Annotated in this window: 31 protein-coding genes; 15 read left to right on the top strand and 16 right to left on the bottom strand. The window is 70.7% G+C overall.

Features of this window, described 5'->3' with window-relative positions; all coding sequences use genetic code 11:
* The first annotated feature begins 101 nt into the window (after positions 1-101).
* The 3 genes from pgsA to ACAZ03_RS15940 are packed head-to-tail and all read left to right on the top strand — an operon-like array spanning position 102 to position 1,449.
* On the top strand, positions 102-764 hold the full coding sequence (gene pgsA / locus ACAZ03_RS15950; RefSeq protein WP_373355103.1) for a CDP-diacylglycerol--glycerol-3-phosphate 3-phosphatidyltransferase: 663 nt from the start codon (positions 102-104) through the stop codon (positions 762-764).
* Positions 761-1,006: a molybdopterin converting factor subunit 1 gene (moaD, locus tag ACAZ03_RS15945; protein WP_373355102.1), complete on the top strand. Its 246-nt coding sequence runs from the start codon at positions 761-763 to the stop codon at positions 1,004-1,006. Before pgsA ends, moaD begins: the two co-directional genes overlap by 4 nt.
* The gene (locus tag ACAZ03_RS15940) at positions 1,006-1,449 is read left to right on the top strand and encodes a molybdenum cofactor biosynthesis protein MoaE (protein WP_373355101.1); all 444 of its coding nucleotides are present in this window, start codon (positions 1,006-1,008) and stop codon (positions 1,447-1,449) included. The genes moaD and ACAZ03_RS15940 overlap by 1 nt, the downstream gene beginning before the upstream one ends.
* Positions 1,450-1,747: 298 nt before the next feature.
* Here the strand turns inward: ACAZ03_RS15940 and ACAZ03_RS15935 are convergent, their stop codons facing one another.
* Positions 1,748-2,311: a DNA-3-methyladenine glycosylase I gene (locus ACAZ03_RS15935; RefSeq protein ID WP_373355100.1), complete on the bottom strand. Its 564-nt coding sequence runs from the start codon at positions 2,309-2,311 to the stop codon at positions 1,748-1,750.
* Positions 2,312-2,405: 94 nt separating this feature from the next.
* Between ACAZ03_RS15935 and ACAZ03_RS15930 the strand changes: the two genes are divergently transcribed.
* From ACAZ03_RS15930 to phbB, 3 genes are all read left to right on the top strand, one after another.
* Positions 2,406-3,188 (top strand): EAL domain-containing protein, encoded by a 783-nt coding sequence (locus tag ACAZ03_RS15930; RefSeq protein WP_373355099.1) that lies wholly within the window; start codon positions 2,406-2,408, stop codon positions 3,186-3,188.
* Between the two features lie 266 nt (positions 3,189-3,454).
* On the top strand, positions 3,455-4,627 hold the full coding sequence (locus tag ACAZ03_RS15925; RefSeq protein WP_373355098.1) for an acetyl-CoA C-acetyltransferase: 1,173 nt from the start codon (positions 3,455-3,457) through the stop codon (positions 4,625-4,627).
* A gap of 93 nt (positions 4,628-4,720) precedes the next feature.
* Positions 4,721-5,449 carry an acetoacetyl-CoA reductase gene (gene phbB / locus ACAZ03_RS15920; RefSeq protein ID WP_373355097.1) on the top strand — a complete coding sequence of 243 codons (729 nt, stop codon included), beginning with the start codon at positions 4,721-4,723 and terminating at the stop codon, positions 5,447-5,449.
* 129 nt (positions 5,450-5,578) lie between these two features.
* On the opposite strand, the gene ACAZ03_RS15915 is transcribed toward phbB, so the two are convergent.
* The 3 genes from ACAZ03_RS15915 to ACAZ03_RS15905 all read right to left on the bottom strand — a co-directional run bounded on the left by ACAZ03_RS15915 (position 5,579) and on the right by ACAZ03_RS15905 (position 6,832).
* A complete protein-coding gene (locus ACAZ03_RS15915; protein ID WP_373355096.1) occupies positions 5,579-5,746 on the bottom strand; it encodes a YdcH family protein in 168 nt (55 codons plus the stop codon).
* Between the two features lie 125 nt (positions 5,747-5,871).
* The gene (locus ACAZ03_RS15910) at positions 5,872-6,639 is read right to left on the bottom strand and encodes a tRNA1(Val) (adenine(37)-N6)-methyltransferase (protein WP_373355095.1); all 768 of its coding nucleotides are present in this window, start codon (positions 6,637-6,639) and stop codon (positions 5,872-5,874) included.
* Complete coding sequence (locus tag ACAZ03_RS15905; protein WP_373355094.1) at positions 6,623-6,832, bottom strand: DUF2007 domain-containing protein; 210 nt, start codon at positions 6,830-6,832, stop codon at positions 6,623-6,625. Before ACAZ03_RS15905 ends, ACAZ03_RS15910 begins: the two co-directional genes overlap by 17 nt.
* A 69-nt stretch (positions 6,833-6,901) precedes the next feature.
* Between ACAZ03_RS15905 and ACAZ03_RS15900 the strand changes: the two genes are divergently transcribed.
* Positions 6,902-7,903: a polyprenyl synthetase family protein gene (locus ACAZ03_RS15900; protein ID WP_373355093.1), complete on the top strand. Its 1,002-nt coding sequence runs from the start codon at positions 6,902-6,904 to the stop codon at positions 7,901-7,903.
* Positions 7,903-8,337, top strand: a complete 435-nt coding sequence (locus tag ACAZ03_RS15895; protein WP_373355092.1) for a DUF805 domain-containing protein — start codon at positions 7,903-7,905, stop codon at positions 8,335-8,337. The genes ACAZ03_RS15900 and ACAZ03_RS15895 overlap by 1 nt, the downstream gene beginning before the upstream one ends.
* A 32-nt stretch (positions 8,338-8,369) precedes the next feature.
* Here the strand turns inward: ACAZ03_RS15895 and ACAZ03_RS15890 are convergent, their stop codons facing one another.
* From ACAZ03_RS15890 to ACAZ03_RS15870, 5 genes are all read right to left on the bottom strand, one after another.
* On the bottom strand, positions 8,370-8,636 hold the full coding sequence (locus ACAZ03_RS15890; RefSeq protein WP_373355091.1) for a hypothetical protein: 267 nt from the start codon (positions 8,634-8,636) through the stop codon (positions 8,370-8,372).
* A 190-nt stretch (positions 8,637-8,826) separates the two neighbouring features.
* Positions 8,827-10,197 carry a glutamate--cysteine ligase gene (locus ACAZ03_RS15885; protein WP_373355090.1) on the bottom strand — a complete coding sequence of 457 codons (1,371 nt, stop codon included), beginning with the start codon at positions 10,195-10,197 and terminating at the stop codon, positions 8,827-8,829.
* A 70-nt stretch (positions 10,198-10,267) separates the two neighbouring features.
* A complete protein-coding gene (locus ACAZ03_RS15880) occupies positions 10,268-10,792 on the bottom strand; it encodes a hypothetical protein (RefSeq protein ID WP_373355089.1) in 525 nt (174 codons plus the stop codon).
* The gene (locus ACAZ03_RS15875) at positions 10,785-11,657 is read right to left on the bottom strand and encodes a GNAT family N-acetyltransferase (RefSeq protein ID WP_373355088.1); all 873 of its coding nucleotides are present in this window, start codon (positions 11,655-11,657) and stop codon (positions 10,785-10,787) included. Before ACAZ03_RS15875 ends, ACAZ03_RS15880 begins: the two co-directional genes overlap by 8 nt.
* Positions 11,654-12,373 (bottom strand): 16S rRNA (uracil(1498)-N(3))-methyltransferase, encoded by a 720-nt coding sequence (locus ACAZ03_RS15870; protein WP_373355087.1) that lies wholly within the window; start codon positions 12,371-12,373, stop codon positions 11,654-11,656. Before ACAZ03_RS15870 ends, ACAZ03_RS15875 begins: the two co-directional genes overlap by 4 nt.
* 29 nt (positions 12,374-12,402) lie before the next feature.
* Here ACAZ03_RS15870 and ubiA point away from each other — a divergent pair, with 29 nt between their 5' ends.
* The 6 genes from ubiA to ACAZ03_RS15840 all read left to right on the top strand — a co-directional run bounded on the left by ubiA (position 12,403) and on the right by ACAZ03_RS15840 (position 17,282).
* Entirely contained in the window at positions 12,403-13,398 is a 996-nt protein-coding gene (ubiA, locus tag ACAZ03_RS15865; RefSeq protein WP_373355086.1) for a 4-hydroxybenzoate octaprenyltransferase, read from the top strand.
* Between the two features lie 57 nt (positions 13,399-13,455).
* Positions 13,456-15,507 carry an OmpA family protein gene (locus ACAZ03_RS15860; protein ID WP_373355085.1) on the top strand — a complete coding sequence of 684 codons (2,052 nt, stop codon included), beginning with the start codon at positions 13,456-13,458 and terminating at the stop codon, positions 15,505-15,507.
* Between the two features lie 30 nt (positions 15,508-15,537).
* Positions 15,538-15,864: a hypothetical protein gene (locus ACAZ03_RS15855; RefSeq protein ID WP_373355084.1), complete on the top strand. Its 327-nt coding sequence runs from the start codon at positions 15,538-15,540 to the stop codon at positions 15,862-15,864.
* A gap of 334 nt (positions 15,865-16,198) precedes the next feature.
* Positions 16,199-16,585, top strand: a complete 387-nt coding sequence (gene rplS, locus ACAZ03_RS15850) for a 50S ribosomal protein L19 (RefSeq protein WP_373355083.1) — start codon at positions 16,199-16,201, stop codon at positions 16,583-16,585.
* Between the two features lie 11 nt (positions 16,586-16,596).
* A complete protein-coding gene (gene rpmE, locus ACAZ03_RS15845) occupies positions 16,597-16,818 on the top strand; it encodes a 50S ribosomal protein L31 (protein ID WP_373355082.1) in 222 nt (73 codons plus the stop codon).
* 11 nt (positions 16,819-16,829) lie between these two features.
* Entirely contained in the window at positions 16,830-17,282 is a 453-nt protein-coding gene (locus ACAZ03_RS15840; protein ID WP_373355081.1) for a hypothetical protein, read from the top strand.
* Between the two features lie 21 nt (positions 17,283-17,303).
* On the opposite strand, the gene ACAZ03_RS15835 is transcribed toward ACAZ03_RS15840, so the two are convergent.
* Entirely contained in the window at positions 17,304-17,957 is a 654-nt protein-coding gene (locus tag ACAZ03_RS15835; protein ID WP_373355080.1) for a hypothetical protein, read from the bottom strand.
* Positions 17,958-18,157: 200 nt separating this feature from the next.
* Here ACAZ03_RS15835 and ACAZ03_RS15830 point away from each other — a divergent pair, with 200 nt between their 5' ends.
* Entirely contained in the window at positions 18,158-18,967 is an 810-nt protein-coding gene (locus ACAZ03_RS15830; RefSeq protein WP_373355079.1) for a division plane positioning ATPase MipZ, read from the top strand.
* Here the strand turns inward: ACAZ03_RS15830 and ACAZ03_RS15825 are convergent.
* From ACAZ03_RS15825 to ACAZ03_RS15800, 6 genes are all read right to left on the bottom strand, one after another.
* Positions 18,964-19,455 carry a hypothetical protein gene (locus ACAZ03_RS15825; RefSeq protein ID WP_373355078.1) on the bottom strand — a complete coding sequence of 164 codons (492 nt, stop codon included), beginning with the start codon at positions 19,453-19,455 and terminating at the stop codon, positions 18,964-18,966. The two genes, ACAZ03_RS15830 and ACAZ03_RS15825, sit on opposite strands and share 4 nt — an antisense overlap.
* Positions 19,456-19,459: 4 nt before the next feature.
* A complete protein-coding gene (locus tag ACAZ03_RS15820) occupies positions 19,460-20,227 on the bottom strand; it encodes a hypothetical protein (protein ID WP_373355077.1) in 768 nt (255 codons plus the stop codon).
* A 139-nt stretch (positions 20,228-20,366) separates the two neighbouring features.
* Complete coding sequence (locus ACAZ03_RS15815; RefSeq protein ID WP_373355076.1) at positions 20,367-21,239, bottom strand: LysR family transcriptional regulator; 873 nt, start codon at positions 21,237-21,239, stop codon at positions 20,367-20,369.
* 278 nt (positions 21,240-21,517) lie between these two features.
* Complete coding sequence (locus tag ACAZ03_RS15810; protein WP_373355075.1) at positions 21,518-21,706, bottom strand: hypothetical protein; 189 nt, start codon at positions 21,704-21,706, stop codon at positions 21,518-21,520.
* A gap of 104 nt (positions 21,707-21,810) precedes the next feature.
* Positions 21,811-23,319 (bottom strand): hypothetical protein, encoded by a 1,509-nt coding sequence (locus tag ACAZ03_RS15805; protein WP_373355074.1) that lies wholly within the window; start codon positions 23,317-23,319, stop codon positions 21,811-21,813.
* A complete protein-coding gene (locus tag ACAZ03_RS15800) occupies positions 23,304-24,404 on the bottom strand; it encodes a glycosyl hydrolase family 8 (RefSeq protein WP_373355073.1) in 1,101 nt (366 codons plus the stop codon). The genes ACAZ03_RS15805 and ACAZ03_RS15800 overlap by 16 nt, the downstream gene beginning before the upstream one ends.
* Position 24,405 lies beyond the last annotated feature (1 nt).

Genomic DNA, 24,405 nt, shown 5'->3' with positions numbered 1-24,405 from the left:
AGATGATGATGGCGAGGTGCCTGACACCAAGTCAACTGCCGAACGCGGCAAGTGTCGCGAGCAACTGGCGGAAGCCCCCCGGCCGCGCTACGTATCCCGGCATGATATGGAGCATCCCCAACATCCTGACGCTGCTGCGCCTCTTCGCCGCGCCCGGACTCGCCATCCTCTTTCTCTATTTCGCCCGCCCCATCGCGGATTGGGTGGCGCTGGCGCTGTTCATCGGCGCGGCGGTCACCGATTACTTCGATGGCTACCTCGCGCGGCTCTGGGGGCAGGAAAGCCGGTTCGGCGCGATGATCGACCCCATTGCCGACAAGGCGATGGTCATCATCGCGCTGCTGTTCATCACGGGGCTCTCGGGGCTGAACCCCTGGATCCTCCTGCCCGCCGTTCTGATCCTCTTCCGCGAGACCTTCGTCGCGGGGCTGAGGGAATTCCTCGGCGCGACGGCGGGGCTCCTCAAGGTGACGAAGCTCGCCAAGTGGAAGACGACGGCGCAGATGGTGGCCATCGCCGTGCTCTTCGCGAGCGGCGCGATCGAGCATTACTACGATACCCAGGTCGCCGGCATGGCGCCCGAGACGGTGGACGGGATGCTCGCCGGGACGGTGCCGGACGAGGGGCTTCTGTGGAAGCACCGCGCCATGTGGGCAAGCTGGTGGGCCGGGGCCGCGCTCCTTTGGGTGGCGGCGGTGCTGACGGTGGTGACCGGCTGGGATTACTTCCGCAAGGCGCTACCCTATCTGCGGGAGCCGGCATGAACATCCGCTATTTCGCCTGGCTGCGGGAGCGGATCGGCACGGCCCGCGAGGAGGTGGAGACCGGCGCGACCGACGTCGCCGCCCTGATCGACGAGCTCCGGGCCCGGAGCGAGGGGCACGCCTCCGCCTTCGCCGATATCCGCGCGCTCCGCGTGGCGCTGGATCAGGAGCTGGCGCCGATGGATGCGCCGCTCGCCGGGGTGCGCGAGGTCGCCTTCTTTCCGCCGATGACGGGCGGCTGATGGCCACCCGCATCCAGGAGGCGCCGTTCGACGCGGGCGCCGAGCTCAATGCCTTTCAGGCGGCGGCCGACGGCGCCGGCGCCGTGGTGAGCTTCACAGGCGTGGTGCGCGACGTGGCCGGCGGGCTGAGGTTCATGGAGCTGGAACACTATCCCGGCATGACCGAGAGCGCCGCGGAGGCCATGCGGCAGGAGGCGCTGGAGCGCTTCTCGCTGACGGCGGCGCTGGTGATCCACCGCTACGGCCGGCTCGCGCCGGGCGAGGAGATCATGATGGTCGCCACCGCCGCCCCCCACCGCGGCGACGCCTTCGCGGCGGCGGAATTCCTCATGGATTGGCTGAAGAGCCGCGCTCCCTTCTGGAAGAAGGAGGTGACGGAGGCCGGCGAGACATGGGTCGCGGCCACGGAGGAAGATGAGACGGCGCTGGGGCGCTGGGCGTAGCGCGACGGGGGCGGTGGGTTGGAAACCCACCCTACGCCTACGCCGAGGAGCACCGTTGCCGCCCGTGCCCCGCGCGGAATCAAGGCCGCATGCCGCCGCGCGAGCGCCGGCCCGTCCCGCGGGCTGGCGCTCTCGATGGGCAGCGCTTCGCTTCGAGCGAGGATGTGGCGGCACCATAAAGCGCCCTACGGCACCGGCAGGAGCGCCACCCCACGGGCCGGCGTGCGAGGTCAGGCCCGGTTGAGAGCGGGGCGGTGGGTTGAAAACCCACCCTACGCCGCGACCATCGAGCCCTCCCTCACCCCAGCCGCTTAACGGCCTCGTGGCGGTGGCAGGCGACGACGTGGTCGTTGACCATGCCCACCGCCTCCATGAAGGCATAGACGATGGTCGGCCCGACGAAGGTGAAGCCCTCTTTCTTCAGGGCCTTCGAGATCCGCCGCGACAGATCCGTCTCCGTCGGAATCTCGCCGGGCTTGAAGCGATTCTGCAGCGGCGCGCCGTCGACATAGCGCCAGAGGAAGGCGGAGAATCCCTCGCGCGCCTCGATTCGCTCCCAGGCCCGGGCGCCCTTCACCGCTGCCTCGATCTTGCCGCGATGGCGCACGATGCCGGGATCGGCGAGCGCCCGGGCGACCTCTGCCTCGCCCCAGCGGGCGACGCGCGAGGGGTCGAATCCGTCGAAGGCGGCGCGGAAGGCCTCGCGTTTCCTCAGGATCGTGATCCAGGCGAGGCCGGCCTGAAAGCCGTCGAGCACCAGTTTTTCCCAGAGTGCCCGGCCGTCGCGCTCCGGCACGCCCCATTCCTCGTCGTGATAGGCGACATAGAGCGGATCTTCGCCGCACCAGCTGCATCGTTCCATATTGCGACCTCAGTTTCGCCCTGCCTGCGTCAACCTGACAGTAACTTAATCGACGGAGGTTGAAGACGGTGCAAGGAGCCCCGAGGTGTACGCCATGGAAGCAGAACGGCACGAGCCGGCCTCGCCGCTCGACGCCGCTATCCAGTCCCGCGACCGCGACATGCCGCAGATGGTGCGCGCCGCCCTGGCCGAGGGCCGGGCGCAGCTCGCCTTCCAGCCGGTCGTCGCCGCAAGCAATACCGGCAAGATCGCCTTTCACGAGGCCTTCATCCGGCTTCTGGACGAGGCCGGCCGCGTGCTGCCGGCCGCCAAGTTCCTCCCCCATGTCGAGGACACGACCATCGGGCGCGAGATCGACGCGCTGTCGATGAAGCTCGGCATGATGAAGCTCGCCCAGCATCCGCAGCTCAGGCTCGCCATCAACATGTCCGCCCGCTCCATCGCCGACGGGCAGTGGCGCGACGAGCTGATGCGCGGCCTCGCGCGAATCGACGGGCTCGGCCAGCGGCTGATCCTCGAGATCACCGAGGAATCGGCGATGATGCTCCCCGATGTCGTGACCCGCTTCATGGCCGAGCTGCAGCCCAAGGGCGTGCATTTCGCGCTCGACGATTTCGGCGCCGGGCAGATCTCGTTCAGCAATCTGAAGGATTTCCTCTTCGACCTCGCCAAGGTCGATCGCGTCTTCGTCTCGGGCATCGAGAATTCCCCCGACAACCAGGTGATCGCCGAGGCGCTGGTGACGGTGGCCCATCAGTTCGAGATGTATGTCGTCGCCGAGGGAGTGGAGACCGCGAAGGAAGCGGCGCACATGACCCGGCTCGGGGCGGATTGCCTGCAGGGCTGGCATTTCGGCGTGCCGAAGCCGGGGCTCTAGCCCCGGGGCCGGCGCCCCAAAAAGTCTTCGAGAAGAATTTTGACCCTGCGGCAGCGGGGCGCCCCGGTGCGGCCGGGTCCCGGGGGGCTGTCTGCCCCCCGTCGCCTTTGGCGACTCCCCCCCGAGGATGCCCGGGAGCAAAGACGGGGGAGGGGTGGCAGCGCTATCGGACGCCCTCCCCCGTTGCCGCGCCCGGCGCGCCTCCTTAAGTTGCCCCCTGAAAAGACCGGGCCTGCCACTGCCCGGGGCAAGAGGAGAGGAGCCTCATGACCAACGTCGTTATCGCCTCCGCCGCGCGGACGCCTGTCGGATCCTTCAACGGATCCTTCGCCAATACCCCCGCTCACGAGCTGGGCGCCGCCGTCATCGAGGCGCTGATCGCCCGCGCCGGGGTGGGGAAGGGGGAGGTGTCGGAGACGATCCTCGGCCAGGTTCTCACCGCCGCCCAAGGCCAGAACCCCGCCCGCCAGGCGCATATCCTCGCCGGCCTGCCGACCGAGAGCGCCGCCTGGAGCATCAACCAGGTCTGCGGCTCGGGTCTGCGCGCCGTGGCGCTGGCCGCCCAGCACATCATGCTCGGCGATGCCGGCATCGTTGTCGCCGGCGGGCAGGAGAACATGTCTCTCGCCCCCCATGCCCAGCACCTGCGCTCGGGCATCAAGATGGGCGACACCAAGCTCATCGACACGATGATCAAGGACGGGCTCTGGGATGCCTTCAACGGCTACCACATGGGCCAGACCGCCGAGAATGTCGCCGAGCAATGGCAGATCACCCGCGAGATGCAGGACGAATTCGCCCTCGCCAGCCAGAACAAGGCCGAGGCGGCGCAGAACGCCGGGCGCTTCGATGACGAGGTCGTGCCCTTCACCATCAAGGGCCGCAAGGGCGACACGGTGGTCGAGAAGGACGAATACATCCGCCACGGCGCCACGATCGAGGGGATGCAGAAGCTGCGCCCCGCCTTCACCAAGGACGGCACCGTCACCGCCGCCAATGCCTCGGGCATCAACGACGGCGCGGCCGGCGTGCTGCTCATGAGCGCCGAGGCGGCGGAGACGCGGGGGATCGAGCCGCTCGCCCGCATCGCCTCCTACGCCACCGCGGGGGTGGACCCGTCGATCATGGGCGTCGGGCCGATCCAGGCCTCGCGCCGCGCGCTCGACAAGGCCGGCTGGCGGGTCGAGGATCTCGACCTCGTCGAGGCCAACGAGGCCTTCGCGGCCCAGGCCTGCGCCGTCAACAAGGACATGGGCTGGGATCCGGCGATCGTGAACGTCAACGGTGGCGCCATCGCCATCGGCCATCCGATCGGCGCCTCGGGCGCCCGGGTGCTCAACACGCTCCTGTTCGAGATGAAGCGCCGCGGCGCCAAGAAGGGCCTTGCGACGCTCTGCATCGGCGGCGGCATGGGCGTTGCCATGTGTGTTGAACGCTGAGCCCGTTCGGGGCTTAACTCGAGAGACGGGGGCGGTGCGCCGCCCCCGGCCGACCCGGGATCAACCCGGGCGGAAAGACCAGGGAGGAGTACCATGTCCACACGCGTTGCGTTGGTCACGGGCGGCACCCGCGGCATCGGTGCCGCCATCGCCCGGGCGCTGAAGGCCGAGGGCCATGCCGTCGCCGTCACCTATGCCGGCAATGACGACAAGGCCCGCGCCTTTTCGGAAGAGACGGGCATCGCCAGCTTCAAATGGGACGTCAGCGATTACGAGGCCTGCCAGGCTGGCATCGCCGAGGTCGAGGCGGCGCTCGGCCCCATCGACGTGCTCGTCAACAACGCCGGCATCACGCGCGACGCGCCGTTTCACCGGATGACGCCCGACCAGTGGCGCGAGGTGATCGACACCAATCTCACCGGGCTCTTCAACATGACGCATGTCGTCTGGCCCGGGATGCGGGGCCGGAAGTTCGGGCGCGTGATCAACATCTCGTCGATCAACGGCCAGAAGGGCCAGTTCGCCCAGGCGAATTACGCCGCCGCCAAGGCGGGGGACATCGGCTTCACCAAGGCGCTCTCGCAGGAGGGCGCGCGGGCCGGCATCACGGTCAACGCCATCTGCCCCGGCTACATCAACACCGAGATGATGAGCACCATCCCCGAGAAGGTGATGACCGAGACGATCCTGCCGCAGATCCCCGTCGGGCGGCTTGGCGAGGCGGAGGAGATCGCGCGCTGCGTGACCTTCCTTGCCTCCGACGATGCCGGTTTCATCACCGGCTCGACGCTCAGCGCCAACGGCGGGCAATACCTGCAGTAGACGGGTCGTGGCCCGGGAGGAGGGGCGGCACGCCGCCCCTTTCACCCGGCCGGAGAAACCGAGGTGTCGCCATTCTGCGACGGGGCAGAGCCCGTCGGGCCCGCCCCCCCCCTCGGCCAAGGCCGACCGTCAGTGCGCCGTCAGCCGGGTGATCTCCTCCTTCAGCGCCAGCTTCTGCTTCTTCATCCGCGCGATCTGCAGCCCATCGGTGGCCGGATTTCGCTGTGCAACTTCCACTTCGTTGGAAAGGTGCTCGTGCTTCTTCCTCAGTTCGGCGAGATGTGAAGTGACGCTCATGCTGATCTCCCTGGAGATGATGGGTTCACGTGTCACCAAGTGCAGCACGATTGCGGGCGTCTGTCACGCACCGAGCGGGCCGCGCCTGATGGTCGGCATCGTCTCGCCGAGGTGTTGATAGTCGGTTAATCCTTGAACGGCAGGGCCGCCGCGCCGCGCAGCACCGCTTCGACGATCTCGGTAAAACTGTCCTCGTCCCGTTCGTGGCGGGCGCCCTCATGCAGAATCACCGGCGCCAGCAGGCGCAGCCCCGCCCGGCCGCCCTTGCGGAACCGCAGGATCACGCGGCTTGCGGCGCGCCCGGTGCGGGCCGCAAGCGGCAGCACCTCGGGTGCGCCGAGCCGCCCCTCGGCCGCCACCAGCGCCGCCGCGAGGCGCTCGGCCGGCAGAAGCAGCGTCATGCGGCCGCGGGGGGCGAGGCGGCGGGCGCCGGCCTCCACCCAAAGCGCCAGGGGCGCCGCCTCGCGCCGGCCGGTCTCGCGGCCGGGATCCTCCGCCGCCTTGCCGCTGCCGGCGGCGAAGAAGGGCGGGTTGGCGATGACGTGATTGAAGCTCTGCGCCTTCAGCGTCGCCGGCATCTCGGTCAGGTCGCCCTCGTGGATCTCGGCCTCCAGTCCGTTCTCCGCCGCATTGGCCCGTGCCAGCGCCGCATAATCGGGCTGCAGCTCCAGCCCCGCGAGCCGCAGCCCGGGAACCCGCGTGCCGAGGCAGAGAAGCGCCGCACCCGCGCCGCAGCCGAGCTCGAGCACGCTCTCGCCCGCCCGGGCCGGCACCGCGGCGGCGAGAAGCACCGGGTCCGTCCCCGCGCGATAGCCGCGCAGCGGCTGGCGGAGCATCAGCCGCCCGCCGAGGAAGGCGTCGCGGCTCGTCCCTTCGTCAGATGTCGATGCCATTGTCCGTCAACACCTCGAGGGCGCGGGCGTGATCCTCCTGCCGCACCATGAGCCGACGGGGCAGAATGCCGATGGACCCTTCGAGGACGCTCATGTTGTTGTCCATCGGAAAGCAGACTATACCCTCGCCGCCGAGCAACGCGGTGGCGAAGGCAATGACCGTGGGATCGTTGGTGCGCAGAAGTTCTTTCATGGGAATCGAGGTAGGGCCCGCCCTGTCCTTTGTCGAGCCGCCCGCTTCCGTGGCGCGGGGGTCATGGTCATGAGCCTCGACACTCCGGCCTCGGCCCGCCCGCACGAGCGCCTGGCGGCGGCGCTCGCCGACGACCTGACCGGCGTCAACGCCCTCATCCGCGACCGGATGGCCAGCCGCCACGCGCCGCGCATCCCCGAGGTGACGGCGCATCTGGTCGAGGCCGGCGGCAAGCGGCTCCGCCCGATGCTGACGCTCGCGGCGGCCCGGCTCATGGGCTACGAGGGCAGCTTCCATCTCAATCTCGCGGCGGCGGTGGAGTTCATCCACACCGCCACGCTCCTGCATGACGACGTGGTCGACGAAAGCGAGCAGCGACGCGGCCGGCCGACGGCCAACCTCCTGTGGGACAACACCTCCTCGGTGCTCGTCGGCGATTACCTCTTCGCCCGCTCCTTCCAGCTCATGGTCGAGACGGGCTCGATGCGGGTGCTCGACATCCTCGCCAATGCCGCCGCGACCATCGCCGAGGGCGAGGTGCTGCAGCTCACCGCGGCCCGCAACCTCGCCGCCACCGTCGAGACCTACGAGACCATCGCCCGCGGCAAGACTGCGGCGCTCTTCTCGGCCGCCGCAAGGGCCGGCGGCGTGATCGCCGGCGCCTCCGAGGCGGAGGAACAGGCGCTCGCCGCCTATGGCGACGCGCTCGGGCTCGCCTTCCAGATCGCCGACGATCTGCTCGATTACGAGGGCGACGAGGGCATCGGCAAGAACCGCGGCGACGACTTCCGGGAGGGCAAGATGACCCTGCCGGTGATCCGCGCCGTCGCCGCCGCCGATGACGGCGAGCGCGCCTTCTGGCAGCGCACCATCGGCCGCGGCAAGGTGGAGGAGGGCGACCTCGCCACCGCGCTCGCGCTCTTCGAGCGGCACCAGACGCTTGCCACCGCCCGCGCCGATGCGCTCCGCTGGGCAGAGACGGCCAAGACGGCGCTGACCGGCCTGCCGGCGGGTCCGATCCGCGACATGCTCGGCGAGCTCGCCGATTACGTCGTCGCGAGGCTGGTCTGATGGGCTTTTCCGCCGCCGTCCGCCGCTGCTTCAGCGCCTATGTCACCTTCTCGGGTCGCGCGACGCGCCCGGAGGTCTGGTATTTCGTGCTCTTCTGCCTGATCGGCGGGATCCTCTTCACGATCCTCGACCTCGCGCTCTTCGGCACGACCGTCATCCGACCCGGCGGGATCGCCAGCGCCACGGATTTCGCGCCCTTCTCGACGATCTTCGGGCTGGTGACCTTCCTGCCCGGCGTGTCCGCCGGCGTGCGGCGCCTGCACGACACCAACCGCTCCGGCTGGTGGTGGTGGATCTGGGTGATCCCCTTCGTCGGGCTCATCGTGCTGATCGTCTTCTATGCGACGGAAGGCACGCGGGGGGCCAACCGCTTTGGCCCTGATCCCAAAGGCCGCTCCAGGGGCGGCAGCACCGTCCCCCATGTGGGGAGCTGAGCCGCGGGCGTGCCGCGGCTCAGGGGTCTAGGTCAGACGCCCGTCCGGGCTTCCAGCGCGTCGGCCGTGCGCTTGGTGTTCTGGTAGATGCCGAGCCCCATGTAGAGCAGGCCGGCCATCAGCACGACATAGATGCCGCCGCCGACCAGCGCGCCGACGAAGGCCACGCCCTTCGGCACGCCCATGGCACCCGCCGGGCCGATCAGCGTGCCGATCACGGCGATCACCCAGAAGACCACCATCAGAACGACGATGACGTTGACCAGCATCTCGAAGCTGCGAATGAAGAAATCACGCATGGTTCAAATCCTTGTCCGATGAAAATCCTGCGGCGGAGCATGATGAACTCACGGCTCCGTGAGAATTCCCCCGCCCGCGAAATGTGGCGGGGTCGCGACAAAAACGCCGCACCCGTCTTTGCTCCAAAGAAATCCTCGGGGGGCCGCCGCAGGCGGCGGGGGGCAGACAGCCCCCCTCCGACGCGCGCAATCAGTAGCTGAATTCGCCGTAGATGCGCGACAGATCGCCCGCCCATTCGCCCTCGTAGCGCTCGAGCAGCTCGTCGGCCGGGGCCTTGCCGGTCTCGACGCTCTCCTTCAGCGCGGCGAGGAAATGCGTCTCGTCGGGGATCAGCCCGCCGGCCCCGACGCGGGCGCGGCGCTTGAGGCCCATCTCGGCGATGGTCACCGCCTCTTCCGCGAGGACGCGCAGCGACACGCCGCCCGCCTTGCCCTGCAGGCCGCGGACGGAGGCTGCGACCCGCAGCTCGTCGCGTGTCTCGGCGGAAAGGTCCTTCACCAGGTCCCAGGCGGCATCGAGCGCCGTCTGGTCGTAGAGCAGCCCGACCCAGAAAGCCGGCAGCGCGCAGAGCCGCCGCCAGGGCCCGCCGTCGGCGCCCCGCATCTCCATGAATTTCTTGATCCGCGCCTCGGGGAAGACCGTCGTCAGATGGTCCGCCCAGTCGGAGAGCGTCGGCTTCTCGCCGGGCAGCGCCGGCAGCTCGCCCTTGAGGAAGTCGCGGAACGACTGGCCGAGGGCGTTGATGTACGTCCCGTCGCGGTAGACGAAATACATCGGCACATCGAGCACCCAGTCGACATAGCGCTCGAAGCCCATGCCGTCTTCGAAGACGAAGGGCAGCATCCCGGTGCGGGCCGCGTCGAGATCGCGCCAGATGCGGGCGCGCCAGGACTTGTGGCCATTGGGCTCGCCCTCCCAGAAGGGCGAGTTGGCGAAGAGCGCCGTGGCGACGGGCTGCAGCGCCAGCGCCACGCGGAACTTCTGCACCATGTCGGCTTCGGAGGCGAAGTCGAGGTTCACCTGCACCGTGCAGGTGCGCCGCATCATGGCGGTGCCGAGCGTGCCGACCTGCCGCATGTAGCCGTCCATCAGCTTGTAGCGGCCCTTGGGCATCAGCGGCATGTCCTCGTGCCACCAGATGGGCGCGGCGCCGAGGCCGATGAAGCCGACGCCGATGCGGTCGGCCACCGCCTTCACCTCGGCGAGATGGGCATTCACCTCGTCGCAGGTCTGGTGGATCGTCTCGAGCGGCGCACCGGAAAGCTCGAGCTGGCCGCCCGGCTCCAGCGAGATATTGGCGCCGTTCTTTTCCAGCCCGATCAGGTGGTTGCCTTCAGAGATCGGGTTCCAGCCGTAGCTGTCCTTGAGCGCGGTCAGCACCGCCTCGATGGAGCGCTCGCCGGCATAAGGCAGGGGGCGCTGGGTGTCGCGGCAATAGCCGAACTTCTCGTGTTCGGTGCCGATCCGCCAGTCGTCCTTCGGCTTGCAGCCGGATTCGAGATATGCGGCGAGGTCGTCATAGCTCTCGATCGGGCCGCCGCCGGATTGGGGGATGGACATGGGGCCGCTCCGCTTCTCGCCTGTGCCGTCCGGACTAGGTGGCGGGGGGGCGGGCGCTTGTCAATGGAGCCTAGTGCAGCCGCCGCGGCAGAGCCGCCGGCTCGGGCCAGAGCCGCACGGGCAGGCCGCGACGCTGGGCCGAGGCGAGCCGCGCCGGAGAGAGGCCGGGTAGCGCCGCGCAGGCGTCGAAGAGCCGCTCGATGCCGGCGGCCCCTGCGGGGATCGTCAGCTCGGCGCCGGTCTTGTCGCGAAGGCGCCAGTGCTCCGGCGCCAGCCCCTCCGCCGGGTGGTAGTCGAGGCTTGCCAGCTCGCCCATCGCCACGGCGCCGCCGCCGCGCGGCCCGAGCCAGCTCAGTCGGCCCTCGTCGAGCTCGACGACCCCGAGCCCGCCGCCGGGGTTGCGGAAGCGGCCGCGCTGGAAGCCCGTGAGCGCGATGGCGAGCCCGGCGAGCGCCAGCGCCACGGCGACCCAGCGCAGGAGCCCCCAGCTCTGCCAGGCCCAGAGCGCGGCCAGCGCGGTGAGCGCCAGCCCGGCGATCAGCTCGCGCCAGCGCGCCAGCGCGGCCCGCGCTTCGGGGCGGAAGAGCTCAGCCATGCGCCGCCCCGTCAGGCCTGACCCTTTGCGGCGCGGCGAAGCGGCAGAGCGCCCAGTCGCCGATGCGCCGGAAGCCGAGCGCCTCATAGGCGCGGATCGCCGGCGGGCCCGCGGCGAAGAGCGTCGCCCGGGTCACGCCGCGCGCCTGCGCCTCGGCGAGATGCAGTGCCACCGCCCGGCGGGCATGGTGGCGGCCGCGCAGCGCCGGCGGCGTGTAGACGCCGCCGATCTGCACGATGGACGGCAGCCGCGCATTCTGTCCCGTCATCGCCAGCGCCTCGTCCCCCTCCATCAGCACCGCATGGCTCCCCGCCTCCGCCGCCTGGCGGAAGGCGCGGCCCGCCTCGACCACCGCGAGGTCGAGCGGCGTGCCCAGCGTCTCGGTGAAATAGTCACGGAGCCAGCCGGTCACCAGAGCCTCGGGCGCATCGGCGAAGGGCACCAGCCTGCCGGGGCCGCCCGGCACCTCCAGCGCCGCGAGGTCGAGAAGGAAATGCGGCTGCACCTCGTCGAGCTCGCCCGGCGCCTGCCCCAGCCCGAGCGCGGCGCGGAGGGGGGCCACCTCCTCCGCCGGGCCGATGAGGGCGCCGACGCTCTCGCCGGTCAGCGCCCCGGCCGCCGCGGCCCAGGGCCCGGTCGGACAGGCGGGAAGGAGAAAGCCCTCCGCCGTCGCGCCGAGCACGTCGGTGACCGCGCCGCCCTCGCGCTGGAGCCAGAAGCGCATGGCTAGGCGGTGGCCGCCGGCGCCGCCGGGCGACACCATGCCGTAATGGGCGAGGTTGGCGCGGGGGAACATGGCGCGGGGCAGGCGGGCGTCGAGAAAGGCCTCGATCTCCGGCCGGTCGGCCTCCACCGCGGGGATCACGGGAAGTCGCGCCCGGCGAGCCAGAGTGTCAGCGCCGCGATGGCCGCCGTCTCGGCGCGCAGGATCCGCCGGCCGAGCGAAACGGGGCGGCAGAAGGGCAGGGCGCGGAGCCGGGCGCGCTCCTCCGGCGAGAAGCCGCCCTCCGGCCCGATCAGGATCGCCGCCGGCCCGGGGGAGGGGGTGGGAACGGAGGGCTCCTCCGCCGTCGTCTCGTCGCAGAACCAGAGCGTGCGCCTCTCGTCCCAGCCGTCGAGCACCGCCCCGAGCCTGGCGAGCCCGGCCACCTCCGGCACATCGGTCGCCCCCGATTGCTCGGCCGCCTCGCGGGCGATGGCGGCGAGCCGGTCTTCGCGGATGCGCTCGGCATTGGTGTAGTCGGTGGCGACCGGCTGCAGCCGGGCCACCCCGAGCTCGGTCGCCTTCTCGATCAGCATGTCCGTCCGCGCCTTCTTGAGGGGCGCGAAGAGCAGCCAGAGGTCCGGCCGCACCAGCGGCGCCGCCGCCTCGAAGAGCACGTTGAGCCGGCCCTTGCGCTTGCCGGTCTCGGCGATGACCGCCTCCCACTCGCCGCCGTCGCGGCCGTTGAAGACGCCGAGCTGGAGCCCCTCGCCGAGCCGCATCACCCCGAAGAGGTAATGCGCCTGATCGGCGGTCAGATCGAGCGATTGCCCCGCGGCGAGGGGCTGGTCTACATAAAGCCGGACGCGCTGTGCCATGGCGCCTAGATGCGGCAAAAGGGGGCGCGATGCCAGAGGGGGAGAGCCAGCGGACCGAGGGGGCGGCCCCGGCGAGCGGCGCCGAATCGGTGGCCGGCCGGGTGGCCGACAGCACCGGCAACTGGGTCGACCTCTGGGCACCGGCCTGGTCGCGGCCCTGGCTGCGCCTGTCGCGCGCCGACCGCCCGGCGGGGACCTGGCTGCTGCTCATCCCCTGTCTGTGGGGGCTCGTGCTCGCGATCTTCGCCACCGGCGAGATCCGCGCCGGCGACCTCTGGCTCGCCCTCGGCGCGGCCATCGGCGCCTTCCTCATGCGCGGCGCCGGCTGCACCTGGAACGACATCACCGACCGGCATATCGACGGCTCCGTCGCGCGCACCCGCTCGCGGCCGATTCCCTCCGGGCAGGTCACCGTGCGGGGCGCGCTCATCTGGATGGCAGTGCAGGCGCTTGTCGCGCTCGGGGTCCTCCTGACCTTCCCGCCGATCGCCATCCTTCTCGGGGCCATCTCGCTGATCCCGGTCGCCATCTACCCTTTCGCCAAGCGCTTCACCTGGTGGCCGCAGGTGTTTCTCGGCCTCGCGTTCAACTGGGGCGCCCTGCTCCTTTATGCCGCCCATGCCGGGCGGCTCGGCCTCGCGCCCCTCGCGCTCTACGCCGCCGGCATCGCCTGGACGCTGTTCTACGACACGATCTACGCCCATCAGGACGCGGAGGACGACGCGCTCATCGGCGTGAAGAGCACGGCGCGGCTCTTCGGCAGCCGCTCGCGCCACTGGCTGCGGGGCTTTCTCGTCGCTTCCGTGCTGCTGATGGGGCTGGCCGTGATCCTCGCCGGCGGCGACAGATCCGTGCTGGCGCTGGTGGTGGCGCTGGGCGGGCCCTGGGCCATCGGCTGGCATATGGCCTGGCAGCTTGGGCGGTTTGACGCCGATGACGCGGCGATATGCCTTCGCCTCTTCCGCTCGAACCGGGATGCCGGCTTGCTGCCCCTGCCGTTTTTTGCCATCGCCTGCCTGCTCTGATTGATCGGCCGCCCTTGGCCGCCTATCAGGGTCCGCAGGGTCAAGTGCCGGGGATTCATGCGCCTTTCTAGACAGCTCCTTCCGCTCATCGCGTTTCTGGTCGCCGCCCTCATCTCGCTCGGCGCCGCCCAGCTGGCGGCCAAGGCGGTCGAGGAGAACTCCGTCGAGGCGGTGGAGGCCGAGCTGCATGACGAGGGCTACGACTGGGCCAGCGTCATCGGCGACGGGCTGCAGGTGATCATCGAGGGGCAGGCGCCGAGCGAGGCGGCGCGCTTCCGCGCCAAGAGCGTCGCCGGCAGCATCGTTGATGCCAGCCGCGTCATCGACAGCATGCAGGTCGTGGCCGGCGAGGGGATGACCCCGCCGGAATTCGCCATCGAGATCCTGCAGGGCGAGAGCGGCGTCTCGCTGATCGGCCTCATTCCGGCGGCGACGGATCGCGAGGCCTTCCTCGCCCAGATCCGCCGGGCCTCGGGCGGGGCGGAGGTGGCGGACCTGCTTGACGTCGCCGATTACCCGGTGCCCGACGGCTGGCGCGCCGCGCTCACCTATGCCTCGCGCGCCCTGCAATTGCTGGAGCGCTCGAAGATCTCCGTCTCTGCCGGCGAGGTGCAGGTCACCGCGATCTCCGACAGTGCGGAAGAGAAGGCCGAGCTGGAAGCGGAGCTCCGCCGCAACCTGCCGGAGGGGCTGAGGGTCGACGTGAAGATCTCGGCGCCCCGGCCGGTTATCACGCCCTTCGCCGTGCGCTTCGTGATGGACGAGGAGGGGACGGGCTTCGAGACCTGCGCCGCCGATACCGAGGCCGCGCGCGCCCGCATCTTCGCCGCCGCCCGCGCCGCGGGGGCGGAGGGCGAGTTCGACTGCACGCTCGGGCTCGGCACGCCCAGCCGTGACTGGGGCGAGGCGGTCGCCCGCGGCATCGTCGCGCTCGGCGAGCTCGGCGGCGGGGCGATCACCTTCTCCGACGCGGATGTCTCGCTCGTCGCCCTGCCGGGCCTCGCGCAGACGACGTTCGACAATGTGGTCGGCGAGCTGGAAAACGCCCTGCCGGACGTCTTCTCGCTCACCGCCGAATTGCCGGAAGAGGTGCAGGGGCTGACCGGCCCCGTGCAGTTCACCGGCACGCTCAGCCCCGAAGGCGCCGTGCAGCTCCGCGGCCGGGTGGAGAGCGACCTGATGAACGACATCGCCCGCGATTTCGCCCGCGCCCGCTTCCTCGGCGGCCAGGTGACGATGGGCACGCGGGTGGCCGAGGGTCTGCCCCCCGGCTGGTCCAACCGGGTGCTGGCCGGGATCGAGGCGCTGGCCGAGCTCGGCAGCGGCGTTGTCGTGGTGGAGCCCGATCGCATCTCGGTGCGCGGCAAGACCGGCCGCGAGGATGGCGAAGCGGCGATCACGCGGCTTCTCATCGACAAGCTCGGGCCCGCGGCGGAGATCGACGTCGCCGTCGAATACGACGAGGCGCTCGACCCGATTGCCGCCCTGCCGAGCCCGGAGGAATGCGTCGAACACATCCGCACCGTGACGGCGGCGGCGAAGATCCTCTTCGAGCCCGGCTCGGCCAACCTGACGGCGGAGACGGGGCCGGTCGTCGACCAGATCGCCGAGATCCTGCGCGCCTGCCCCGACCTGCCGCTCGAGATCGCCGGCTATACCGACAGCCAGGGCCGGGAAGAGATGAACCTCCGCCTCAGCCAGGACCGCGCCGAGGCGGTGCTGTCGGCGCTGCGCGCCCGCCGCGTGCCGGTCAGCGCCTTCGATGCGCTGGGCTACGGCGAGCTCGACCCGATCGCCGACAACGAGACCGAGGAGGGCCGCGAGGCCAACCGGCGGATCGAGTTCCGCCTGATGGCCCCCGAAGGGCCCCCGCCCCCGCCCGACGGCTCGGAAGAGCCGGTGCCGGCCTCGGCAGAGGGCGCCGAAGAGGGCGAGCCAGCGGCCGGTGCGGGCGAGGACGTCGCCGCGCCCGAAGGCGAGGCGGAAGAGCCGGCGGAGGAAGTGGCGACCGACGAGGGTGCCGATTTCGTCAACGCCATGGAAACAGCGCCGGAAAAACGCCCGCGCCCGAGGCCCGAAGGGCTGGAAGCGCCGGGCACGGACGAGTAAGGCCGAGGGGAGACGACAGGGGGCCGCCGCGTGAACAGGACCGAATTCATCATCGCCACGGCGGTCATTCTCTTCGTGGCCTTCTGCCTCGGCTGGTTCGCCTCCTGGCTCGTCAATCGCTTCACGCGCGTCACCAAGGCCGATATCTCCGAGCTCGACCGCATGGCCCAGGCCCTGCACGACGCCGAAGAGACGCGCGATCAGGCGATCACCTACATGCAGCAGCGCGAGGCCGAGATCGGCGCCCAGCTCGCCCAGACCGAGGCGGAGCTGCGCGCCGCCATGGACGGGCTCCGCGATGCCCGCCACGAGGCGGAAGAGCTGCGGGTCTACATCGAACGGCAGAACGCGAGCTGAGGCCGGCCGCGGCGGCCTCGCCTTCGGCAATCGCCCGCCCGCCCGGCGGATCCCCTGCCGCTCCGGCACCCATGACGCTCCGCCCCGGCACCCACGGGGCTTGATCGGCGGGCACAGCCGGCCTATACGGCGCCGTCCGCGGCCGGAATCGGCCGGCGGACCCGTTTGCAATGGGGTGCGGCGTCTTCGGCCGGACGAGCCCCGCGCAGCGGCAACCGAATGAAGACATCCGATCCTCCGGCGGGCGCGCAATCGGCGCGGACCCGGGCGAAGACCAGGAGCTCTCGGACGTCCCCATCACGCGGGCCAACCCGCGGCAAGAGGAGTGACAGGCATGGACCTGATCGCACAACTCGAGGCGGAACAGATCGCCGAACTCGGGAAGACCATTCCCGACTTCAAGGCGGGCGACACCATCCGCGTCGGCTACAAGGTGACGGAAGGCACGCGCAGCCGCGTGCAGAACTACGAAGGCGTCTGCATCAGCCGGAAGAACGGCCAGGGCATCGCCGGCTCGTTCACCGTCCGCAAGATTTCCTTCGGTGAGGGCGTGGAGCGGGTCTTCCCCCTCTATTCGACCAACATCGAATCCATCGAGGTGGTGCGCCGCGGCCGTGTCCGCCGCGCCAAGCTCTACTACCTGCGCGACCGTCGCGGCAAATCCGCCCGGATCGCCGAGGTGCAGAACTACAAGCCCAAGTCCGACGACGCTTCGGCCTGAGGAGAGACGCGATGAAAGACGGCATCCACCCCGAATACCACCTCATCGACGTCAAGATGACCGACGGCACGATGATCCAGATGAAGACGACCTGGGGCAAGGAAGGCGACACCATGTCGCTCGACATCGACCCCAATTCGCACCCGGCCTGGACGGGCGGCTCCACCCGCCTGCTCGACACCGGCGGTCGCGTGTCGAAGTTCAAGAACAAGTACGCCGGTCTCGGCTTCTGAGGCCCCGGCGCATGTCGACGAGGAAGGCCCGCGCGCGTCTCGCCGCGGGCCTTCTGCTTTTCGGGCTGGCCGGGCTGGCCGGCGCCGCGAGGGCGGATGTGCTCGACGTGCTGACGGCCAATGCCTGGGGGCACGATCTGGCAAGCGACGCCTCCTGCCTCAACCCGCACCGCTTCTCGCTTGAAGACGGCGGCCGGCGGCTCGTAGTCACCTGGGATAGCGAGATCACGGATTACGAGGGGCAGCGGCGCCGCTCGGGCGGCTACGAGATCGTCGGCGAGGGCGAGACCAGCCTGACGCTGAAGCTCGAGGGCGAGAGCCGGCTCGGCGCCGACGGCCAGCCCGTCACCTGGGTGCTCGAGCTGCTGCCGACCGGCATCTATTGCTGGCGGACGACGGAGGAGCCCTTCGGCGCCTGCACGCATCCGGCGATGGCCTGCCCGGCGCCCCCCTCCCTGAGCTAGCGCCGGGCCGCCGTCCTGCGGTCAGCGGCGCAGGAGCGCCACGCCGACCCAGACGAACCAGAGGATATAGCCGAGCCCGAAGATCGAGCCGCCGATCTCGGCGATCGGCGCGATCAGGGTGGAGAAGCCGGCGAGGCCGATCACCACGCTCACCCAGCCGAAGAGGCGGGGCAGCGCCCCCGTGCGGATCGTGGCAAAGCCGATGGCGAGCGCCCAAGCGCCGCCGGCCAGCTCGTTGCCGCCGCCGAGCCCGTTCTCGACGAGCTCCACCACCTGCCAGAGGAGGAGCGCCGCGGGGTCGCCCGCCTCGGCCATCGGCAGCACGCGGGCGAGCCCGACGCTCATCACCATGCCGGCGCCGAGGATCAGCGTCGTCCAGACGATCCCGAAGGCGAAGGTCAGCCGCCCGAACCCCGGCGAGGCCCGGGTGATCCGCTCGGCGATGGCCGTGGCGAGCACCGCCAGGGCGAGTGCGTTGACGATGTAGATAACGAAGTACCAGAGCCGCACGCCGCCAGCCGCGGCGGTGAGGGAGGCGAGCGTCTCCACCGCATCGGTGCCGGCCGGATCGAAGCCGCCGGGCATGAGCACGGCGAGCAGATAGGCAAAGCCGAAGACATAGGTCGCGGCACAAAGCAACGCGGCGAGGCTGCCGGCCCTGTCGATGGACAGCATGGGTATTCTCCCTCCAGAGGTGGCTCCGGTGCTGGTAACGGCTCCGTGATCGCCGGGCAAGAGATATGTCGGATGACATCTTTTCCGGGCCATGTGTTGCGCGCCGCCAACCGGCCCGGCGCGCCTGTGGCGGGCCGCTTTTCCTCGCTCCCGGGCGCCGCTATGCACCGGGTTCGGGCGGCCGGTCGAAGGGGCGGAAGATGGCGCATCTCATCGTCGTGGGAAACGAGAAGGGCGGGGCGGGCAAGTCCACCACCGCCATGCATATCGCTACGGCCCTCGCCCGGATGGGCCATGCGACCGGCGTGATCGACCTCGATCTCCGCCAGCGCTCGCTGGCCCGCTATTTGGAAAACCGCCGCGCCACCATCGCCCGCGAGGGGCTTTCCCTCGCCATGCCGGAGGTGGCGGAGCTGCCGAAGATCGGCGCGGATCAGGTCGCCGCGGGCGAACATGCCATCGACCGCCGCTTCGCCGAGGCCATCGACGGGCTCGACGGCCGCTGCGCCTTCACGGTGATCGACTGCCCCGGCGCGCATAGCCGCATCAGCCAGATGGCCCATGCGCTGGCGGATACGCTGGTGACGCCGCTCAACGACAGCTTCGTCGATTTCGACATGCTGGCGCGGATGGACCCGGACGGGGAGGAGATCCTCGGGCCTTCCGTCTATTCCGAGATGGTCTGGGCGGCGCGGCAGAGCCGGGCGAGCGCCGGGATGAAGCCGCTCGACTGGGTCGTCATGCGCAACCGGATCGGGGCGCAGCACATGATCAACAAGGCGAAGATCGAGAGCGCGGTGGAGCGGCTGGCGAAGCGCATCGGCTTCCGAGTCGGCCCCGGCTTCGGCGAGCGCGTGATCTTCCGCGAGCTCTTCCCGCGCGGGCTGACGCTCCTTGATCTGCGGGACGCGGGGGTGCGGGGGCTGTCGCTGTCCGGCATCGCGGCGCGGGCGGAACTCAGGGAAACCCTGAAGGCGCTCAAGCTGCCGGGCGTGAAAGTGGACTTCTAGTTGTAGCCCATGTCGCGCACCGAGCGGTGACTGCGGCCGAAGATCAGCCGCATCACCAGCTTCAGCATCAGAAGCGCGAAGATCACCACGAAGAGCAGCGCCGTGCCGGCGACGATGAGAAGCTGCTCGGGCTCCAGCGCCTCGGCGAGCGGGCCGAGGTGGCGCTCGACCCAGACGTGGAGCGCCGTTTGCAAATCCGTTGCCGCGGCTTCGGGCTCCGCAGGGGCCGGCGCCGGGGGGAGCTCGGCGGCCGGGGCCTCCACCGTCAGGTCAGGGGCCGACGGCGCGGGGAGCAGCGCGCCCCCGTAGAGATAGAACAGCGCAAGGGCAGCGGCGACGAGCCCGAGGAGGAGGATCGCCCGCCCGCCGCCATTGCCGCGCCCGAGTTTCGGGGCCGCTTGCGCCGCCTCCTGAGCCGCCTCCCGGGCCGCCAGCCGCTCGGCGAGCCGCTCCTGGAAGGCGAAGGTCTGCTGGGGGCCGCTCTCCATCGCGTCAGCGCCAGGCGAGCGGTTCGCCGAAGGCGGAGGTCTGGCGCTTCCGCGGCCGGCCGGTGCCGGCGAGGAAGGTCAGCGCCAGGCTCGGCAGGAGCACCGCGAGCGAGGCGAAGGGAACGAGCTGCCAGAGCGCGCGCAGGTCGCCGCCCGCCAGCGCCAGGATCTCGCCCTCCGCCCAGGCGATCGCCGCCGGCCAGTCGGCCGAGAAGATCGCCCCGGCCACCTCGGCCAGCCCCGCGCCGGCGCGGGAGAGGTTGGCGATCAGCCCGGCCTCGAGCGAGATGCGGCCGCTCGCCGGGTCGCAGAGCAGGCCACCGAGGATGATGGCGAGCACGAGGTAGCCCATCGCCGCGCTGCGCCGGCCGCGGTGGGCGGAGACCTCCGCCTGCTCCTGCGCCCGCAGCCGCGCGTCGAGCGCATCCTGGAACTGGTAGCGGGCCGGTTTCTGGGCGTGGCGCGGCTCTTCCCGGGCGAGGTAGGCCGCATCGGGCAGCTCCGGCATCCCCGGGCGCACAGGGCGCACTGCCGTCGGGGAGGCGCTGACGCGGGCCGGTCGGGAGGCCGTGACCGGCGCCGCGGGCGCCTCCCCCGGAGGGTCGGGGACGAAATGCAGAGCCCCGAGGATCGCCAGCGCCGCCACCGCCATGCCGGCGCGCAGGATCTGCTCGCTGCCGGTGGCCGCCAGATGCGGTGTGACAAGCTCGAGAACGAGCCCGGCGACGATCAGGCGAAGAAGCCAGATGAGCGGGGCCTTCAGATGGCGCATGGGTATCCTGCCGTTGTGAGGGGCCAGAAGGCCGCCGAAATCCGGCGATTTCGCGGCAGGGAGGCGCCGCGGCAGGCCAAAGAACCCTGCAATTTAAAGGCTCGAATTGTCTTGAACGGGGCGGTGGGCACGCGCCCGGTCAGGGCTGCGGCCGCTCGCCGGCGAGGAGCGGCGCCTGCGCGGCGCAGAGCGCGGCGATGCGTTCGATCACCTCGCGCACCTCGGGCCGGTGGCGGTCGTCGTCATGGGCGACGAGATATTGCACCTCGGTCAGCTCCTCGATCAGCGGCCCGGCGCGGGTGAGGGCGGGGTCGCGGTCACCGTCCATGCAGGGAAAGACACCGATGCCGGCCCCGGCGCGGACGAGCGCCCGCTGCGTCGGCACGGAATTGGCCCAGGCGGTGATCTGCAGGTCGGGCTGCGCCAGCACCCAATGCGCCGCCGGGTGGCGGGCATCGGCATGGCCGATGGCCACCCAGTCGAGCGGCTCGTCCTTCGGCAGGGCGCGGCTGCGATAGGGGGCGAAGCGCAGGGTCTGAAGGCGGCGGGAGGCGAGGTTGCCTTCCTCCGCCGGGCGGTTGCGGATGCCGATGTCGATGTCCCTGTGCGCGATGTCGAGCCGCGCCTCGGTGGTCACGAAGGCGATGCGGAACGGATCGCCCGGCCGCCAGAGCGCCGGAAACTGCTCGGCGAGAAAACCCGCCGTCGAGGTCCCGGCCGAAACGCGGACGACGGGCGTGCGCCCCCGGCTCTCGAGCCATTCCTCGAGAGGGCGGGCGGCGGTCTCCATCGCCTTCACCTTGGCGGCGAAGAGGCTGCCCTCGCGGGTCAGCCGGTAGCCGGCGCGGGAGCGCTCGAAGAGCTTGAGCCCCGTCGCCTCCTCCAGCGCCAGCATCCGCCGCCCGGCGGTGGGAACGGAGATGCCGAGACGGCGCGCCGCTGCGGAAAGCCCGCCGCCCTCGGCCACGTGGTGGAAGATCCTGAGGTCATCCCAGGCGATGAGCTCTTTCATGGGTGAAAGACCCTCTTCGATCTCGGCCAGTTATCAGCGGCCAATCGTGGGAAATATTATCACTTGTGAAAGAGAAAGGAGAAGCCTGATGTTCGTACTTCCCCCCGCCAAATCCGCTGCCGAGACCGCGCCGGAAGGCCGCAAGGCCCGCATCGCGGCCGAGCAAAGCTTCTACGAGACCCATGCCGAGCCGCTGCCTGCGCTTTTCCGGAGGCTCTTCCATCGTCGCAGGCCCGGCGGCGAAGGGGAGGCACCGGGCGCCCCGGTGCCTCAGGCTCCTACGCCTTCTGCCCGCGTTCGATGCGGGTGAAGGGCTTCAGCCGGCCGCCCGCCGCCCCGCGGCCGCGATGCGCGGCCTTGGTGGCCGGATGGCTGCCTTCGGCGGCCTCCGCCCGGTCGATGCGCAGATAGGCGCGGGTGCGCGCGCCGCTGGTGGCGCGGCTGTGATCGAGATCAAGCTTGCTCATGGTGGGGTCCTCCAGAGTTGGCTCAGGTGGAACCCTCAATGTAGGCGTGGGGCGGCGCTCCGCCAAGCCCCCGCCAAGCCCCGGGGGCCGCGTCCCGGCCCCGCCTAGTTCCGCGCGGCGGCGAGCGCCTGGCGGGTCTCGTCCGTCGAGAGTTCGGCATTCAGGCGGCTAAAGACCTGCAGCGCGCCGCGCTGGTCGCCGGAATTGAGCATGGCATAGCCGCGCAGGATCTCCAGATCCCGGCGGAGCTGGCCCTGCACCCGCTCCAGCTCGTCGAAGAATATGATCGCGTCGCGATACTTGCCCTGGTCATAGGCGCGCACACCGCGCTGATCGAGGATGATCGTCTCGATCGTCCGGCGCTGCGCGGCGTCGAAATCCGTGCGGGCGGCGATCATCGAGGCGGCGTCGGTCATGTCGAGCTCGAGCATCGACAGCGCCATGCCGTAGCGCGCGTCGCGCTGCACGAGGCCGCCGAGCCGTCCGTCCGCCGAGGCGGTGAAGAGGGCCAGCGCCTCCATCGGCCGGTCGATGTTGTAGGCGCACCAGGCGCGCTCATAGGCGACCTCGAGCGAGCGCGGGTTCGTCGAATCGAAGATGCACTGCCGGTAGTTCTCCGCCTGCGCAGCGGCGCGGACGGCGCCGAGCCGCCCGTCGCCGCGGGGCGGCAGGCTCGCATAGGGGCTGCTGGCGAGGGTCGAGGGCAGGGCCGAGGAGCTGGAGGGCGCCGTGGGAAGGGCCACGGGCGGCGCCACCACCGGGCGCGGCTGGCTCGCCGGCTGCGGCGCGGCGGCGGGGCGCTCCGGGCGCGGCGCTTCCTCCGCCGCTGCGGGCTCGGGCTCGGCCGCGGCACTGTCGCTGCCGCCGCCGGCGACGCCGCGCCCGGCAAGGAGCCGGCTTTCGAGCGCCGTGAGCGTACCGGACAGCGCCGGCAGGCGGGTCTGCGCGGTGGCGATGAGCTGGCGGAGCTCGGCGACGGAGGCGACGGCATCCGCCTTTTCGATGGTCGCCACGATCTCCTGGCTGCCGGAACAGGCCTGGACGATCTGCCGGTAGGCGGCGAGCGCCGCGGCATTGTTGCCGCCGCGCGCCTGCAGGGCGGCCAGCTCCCAGGTGTTGTTGATCCGGTTGCAGGACAGGAGCTGCGGATTGTCGATCGCGAGCTCGAGCGCCCGCGAGAGGTTCTGCTGCGTCACCGCCTGGTCGAAATTGGCCTGCGCCTCGGCGAGGCTGAGCAGCGTCATCATGTCGGCGGGCGGCGTCCAGTTCGGGAAGGCGGCCTGCGTCGTGGTGATGAGCCGGCGGGCGGCTTCGGTATCGCCCGCGGCGATGCGGGCATAGATCTGGTCGACCTCCGTCGAGGGGCCGGTGACGAGCAGCGATTGCAGATCCGACGGCGGCGTCCAGCCGGGGAAGTCGATCTGCAGCCGGCGGATCTCGGCGGAGATCGCGGCGGTCTCGTTGTTCTGGATGTAGTAGCGCAGCGCCCGAAGATCTTCCGAACTCGGGCTGGCTGCCGCCTCCTGCGCGAGAGCCGCGGGCACGAGGGCCAGCGGGCTGGCGGTGAGGGCGAGGGCCGTGAGAGCGGCGCGGAGGATCAGATGGGGACGCATGACGGTGAGGCCTCGATCTGGGCGATCATTGCAAACATGTGCAGCGTCGCCGGGTAATAGGGTTGGTCGGCTGCGAAGCGGGGCATGGCAGCGCCGTTCAGCCCCGATGCCACGCAGGAGACGAGCCCGCCGAGCGCGGCATAGCCCGGGTTCTCGCTGGTTTCCTGCACGGCATAGGTCATGCGGTTCATCACGACCGGGGTCGGCACCTGCGCGGCGGCGGCCATGCCGAGCGCCTCGGCCTGGCGGCGGACGGCCGGGTGGTTGCCGAGGCCCGACCAGATGAGGAAGAGCGGCACGCGCATGGCGTCGTAGCCGTTGCGGTCGGGCAGCTCGGGATCGGGGAAGAAGCCTTCCGGCCCGAGGGTGATCCAGTCGGGCATCAGCCCTTGGACGGAAAGCTCGCTCATGATCGACATGCCGTCGCGGGCGGCCGCGGCGAAGGCCGAGATGCCGGTGGCCTCGGCGATATCCTCCATGGCGCGGGGCATGTAGTAGGAGGGGTTGATCACGTTGCCGCTCTCGCGCGCGAAGCCGTCGGCGGCGGGAACGAAGACGAGCCGGCGCGCGGCGCCGTCTGATTCCAGCACGCAGCTCGCGGCGAGATCGCGGGCCATGGCGGCGGCCCGCTCCTTGAGCTGCGGACGGTCGAAGGCCTCGGCGCCGCGGATCAGCGCCCAGGCATAGAAGAGATCGCCGTCGCTGGCGTTGTTGAGATCGGGCACGTGCGGCATCACATCCGGCAGCCAGCGCCAGGCGAGAAGCCGGTCGTCGCGGATGCCGAGGTTGCGCAGGGTCCAGCTGTCGATCAGGTCGAAGGCGGCCTCGTCGCGCAGGGTGGCGGCGAGGAGCAGCCCGTAGCTCTGGCTTTCCGAATGGCTGGCGCCCTCCTGCAGCTCGTCGACGACGCGGCCGTCATCGGCGAGATAGGAGCCTTTCCAGAGGCCCCAGGCCTCGGTCAGCGCCTGCGCGGCACTGCTGGCCGGCTGGGTCTCCGCCGATTGGGCAGCGGCGGGCAGGGGCGTTGTCAGGCGCGGCAGGGTGACGGCGCAGGCAAGCGCTCCAAGGGCATGTCTGCGGTTCATT

Origin of the sequence: Pseudoroseicyclus sp. CXY001 (genome assembly GCF_041714655.1) — a bacterium.
GTDB lineage: Bacteria > Pseudomonadota > Alphaproteobacteria > Rhodobacterales > Rhodobacteraceae > Pseudoroseicyclus_A.
Note: the sequence above shows the minus strand (reverse complement) of the source record. Positions and strands in the feature narration are given on the sequence as shown.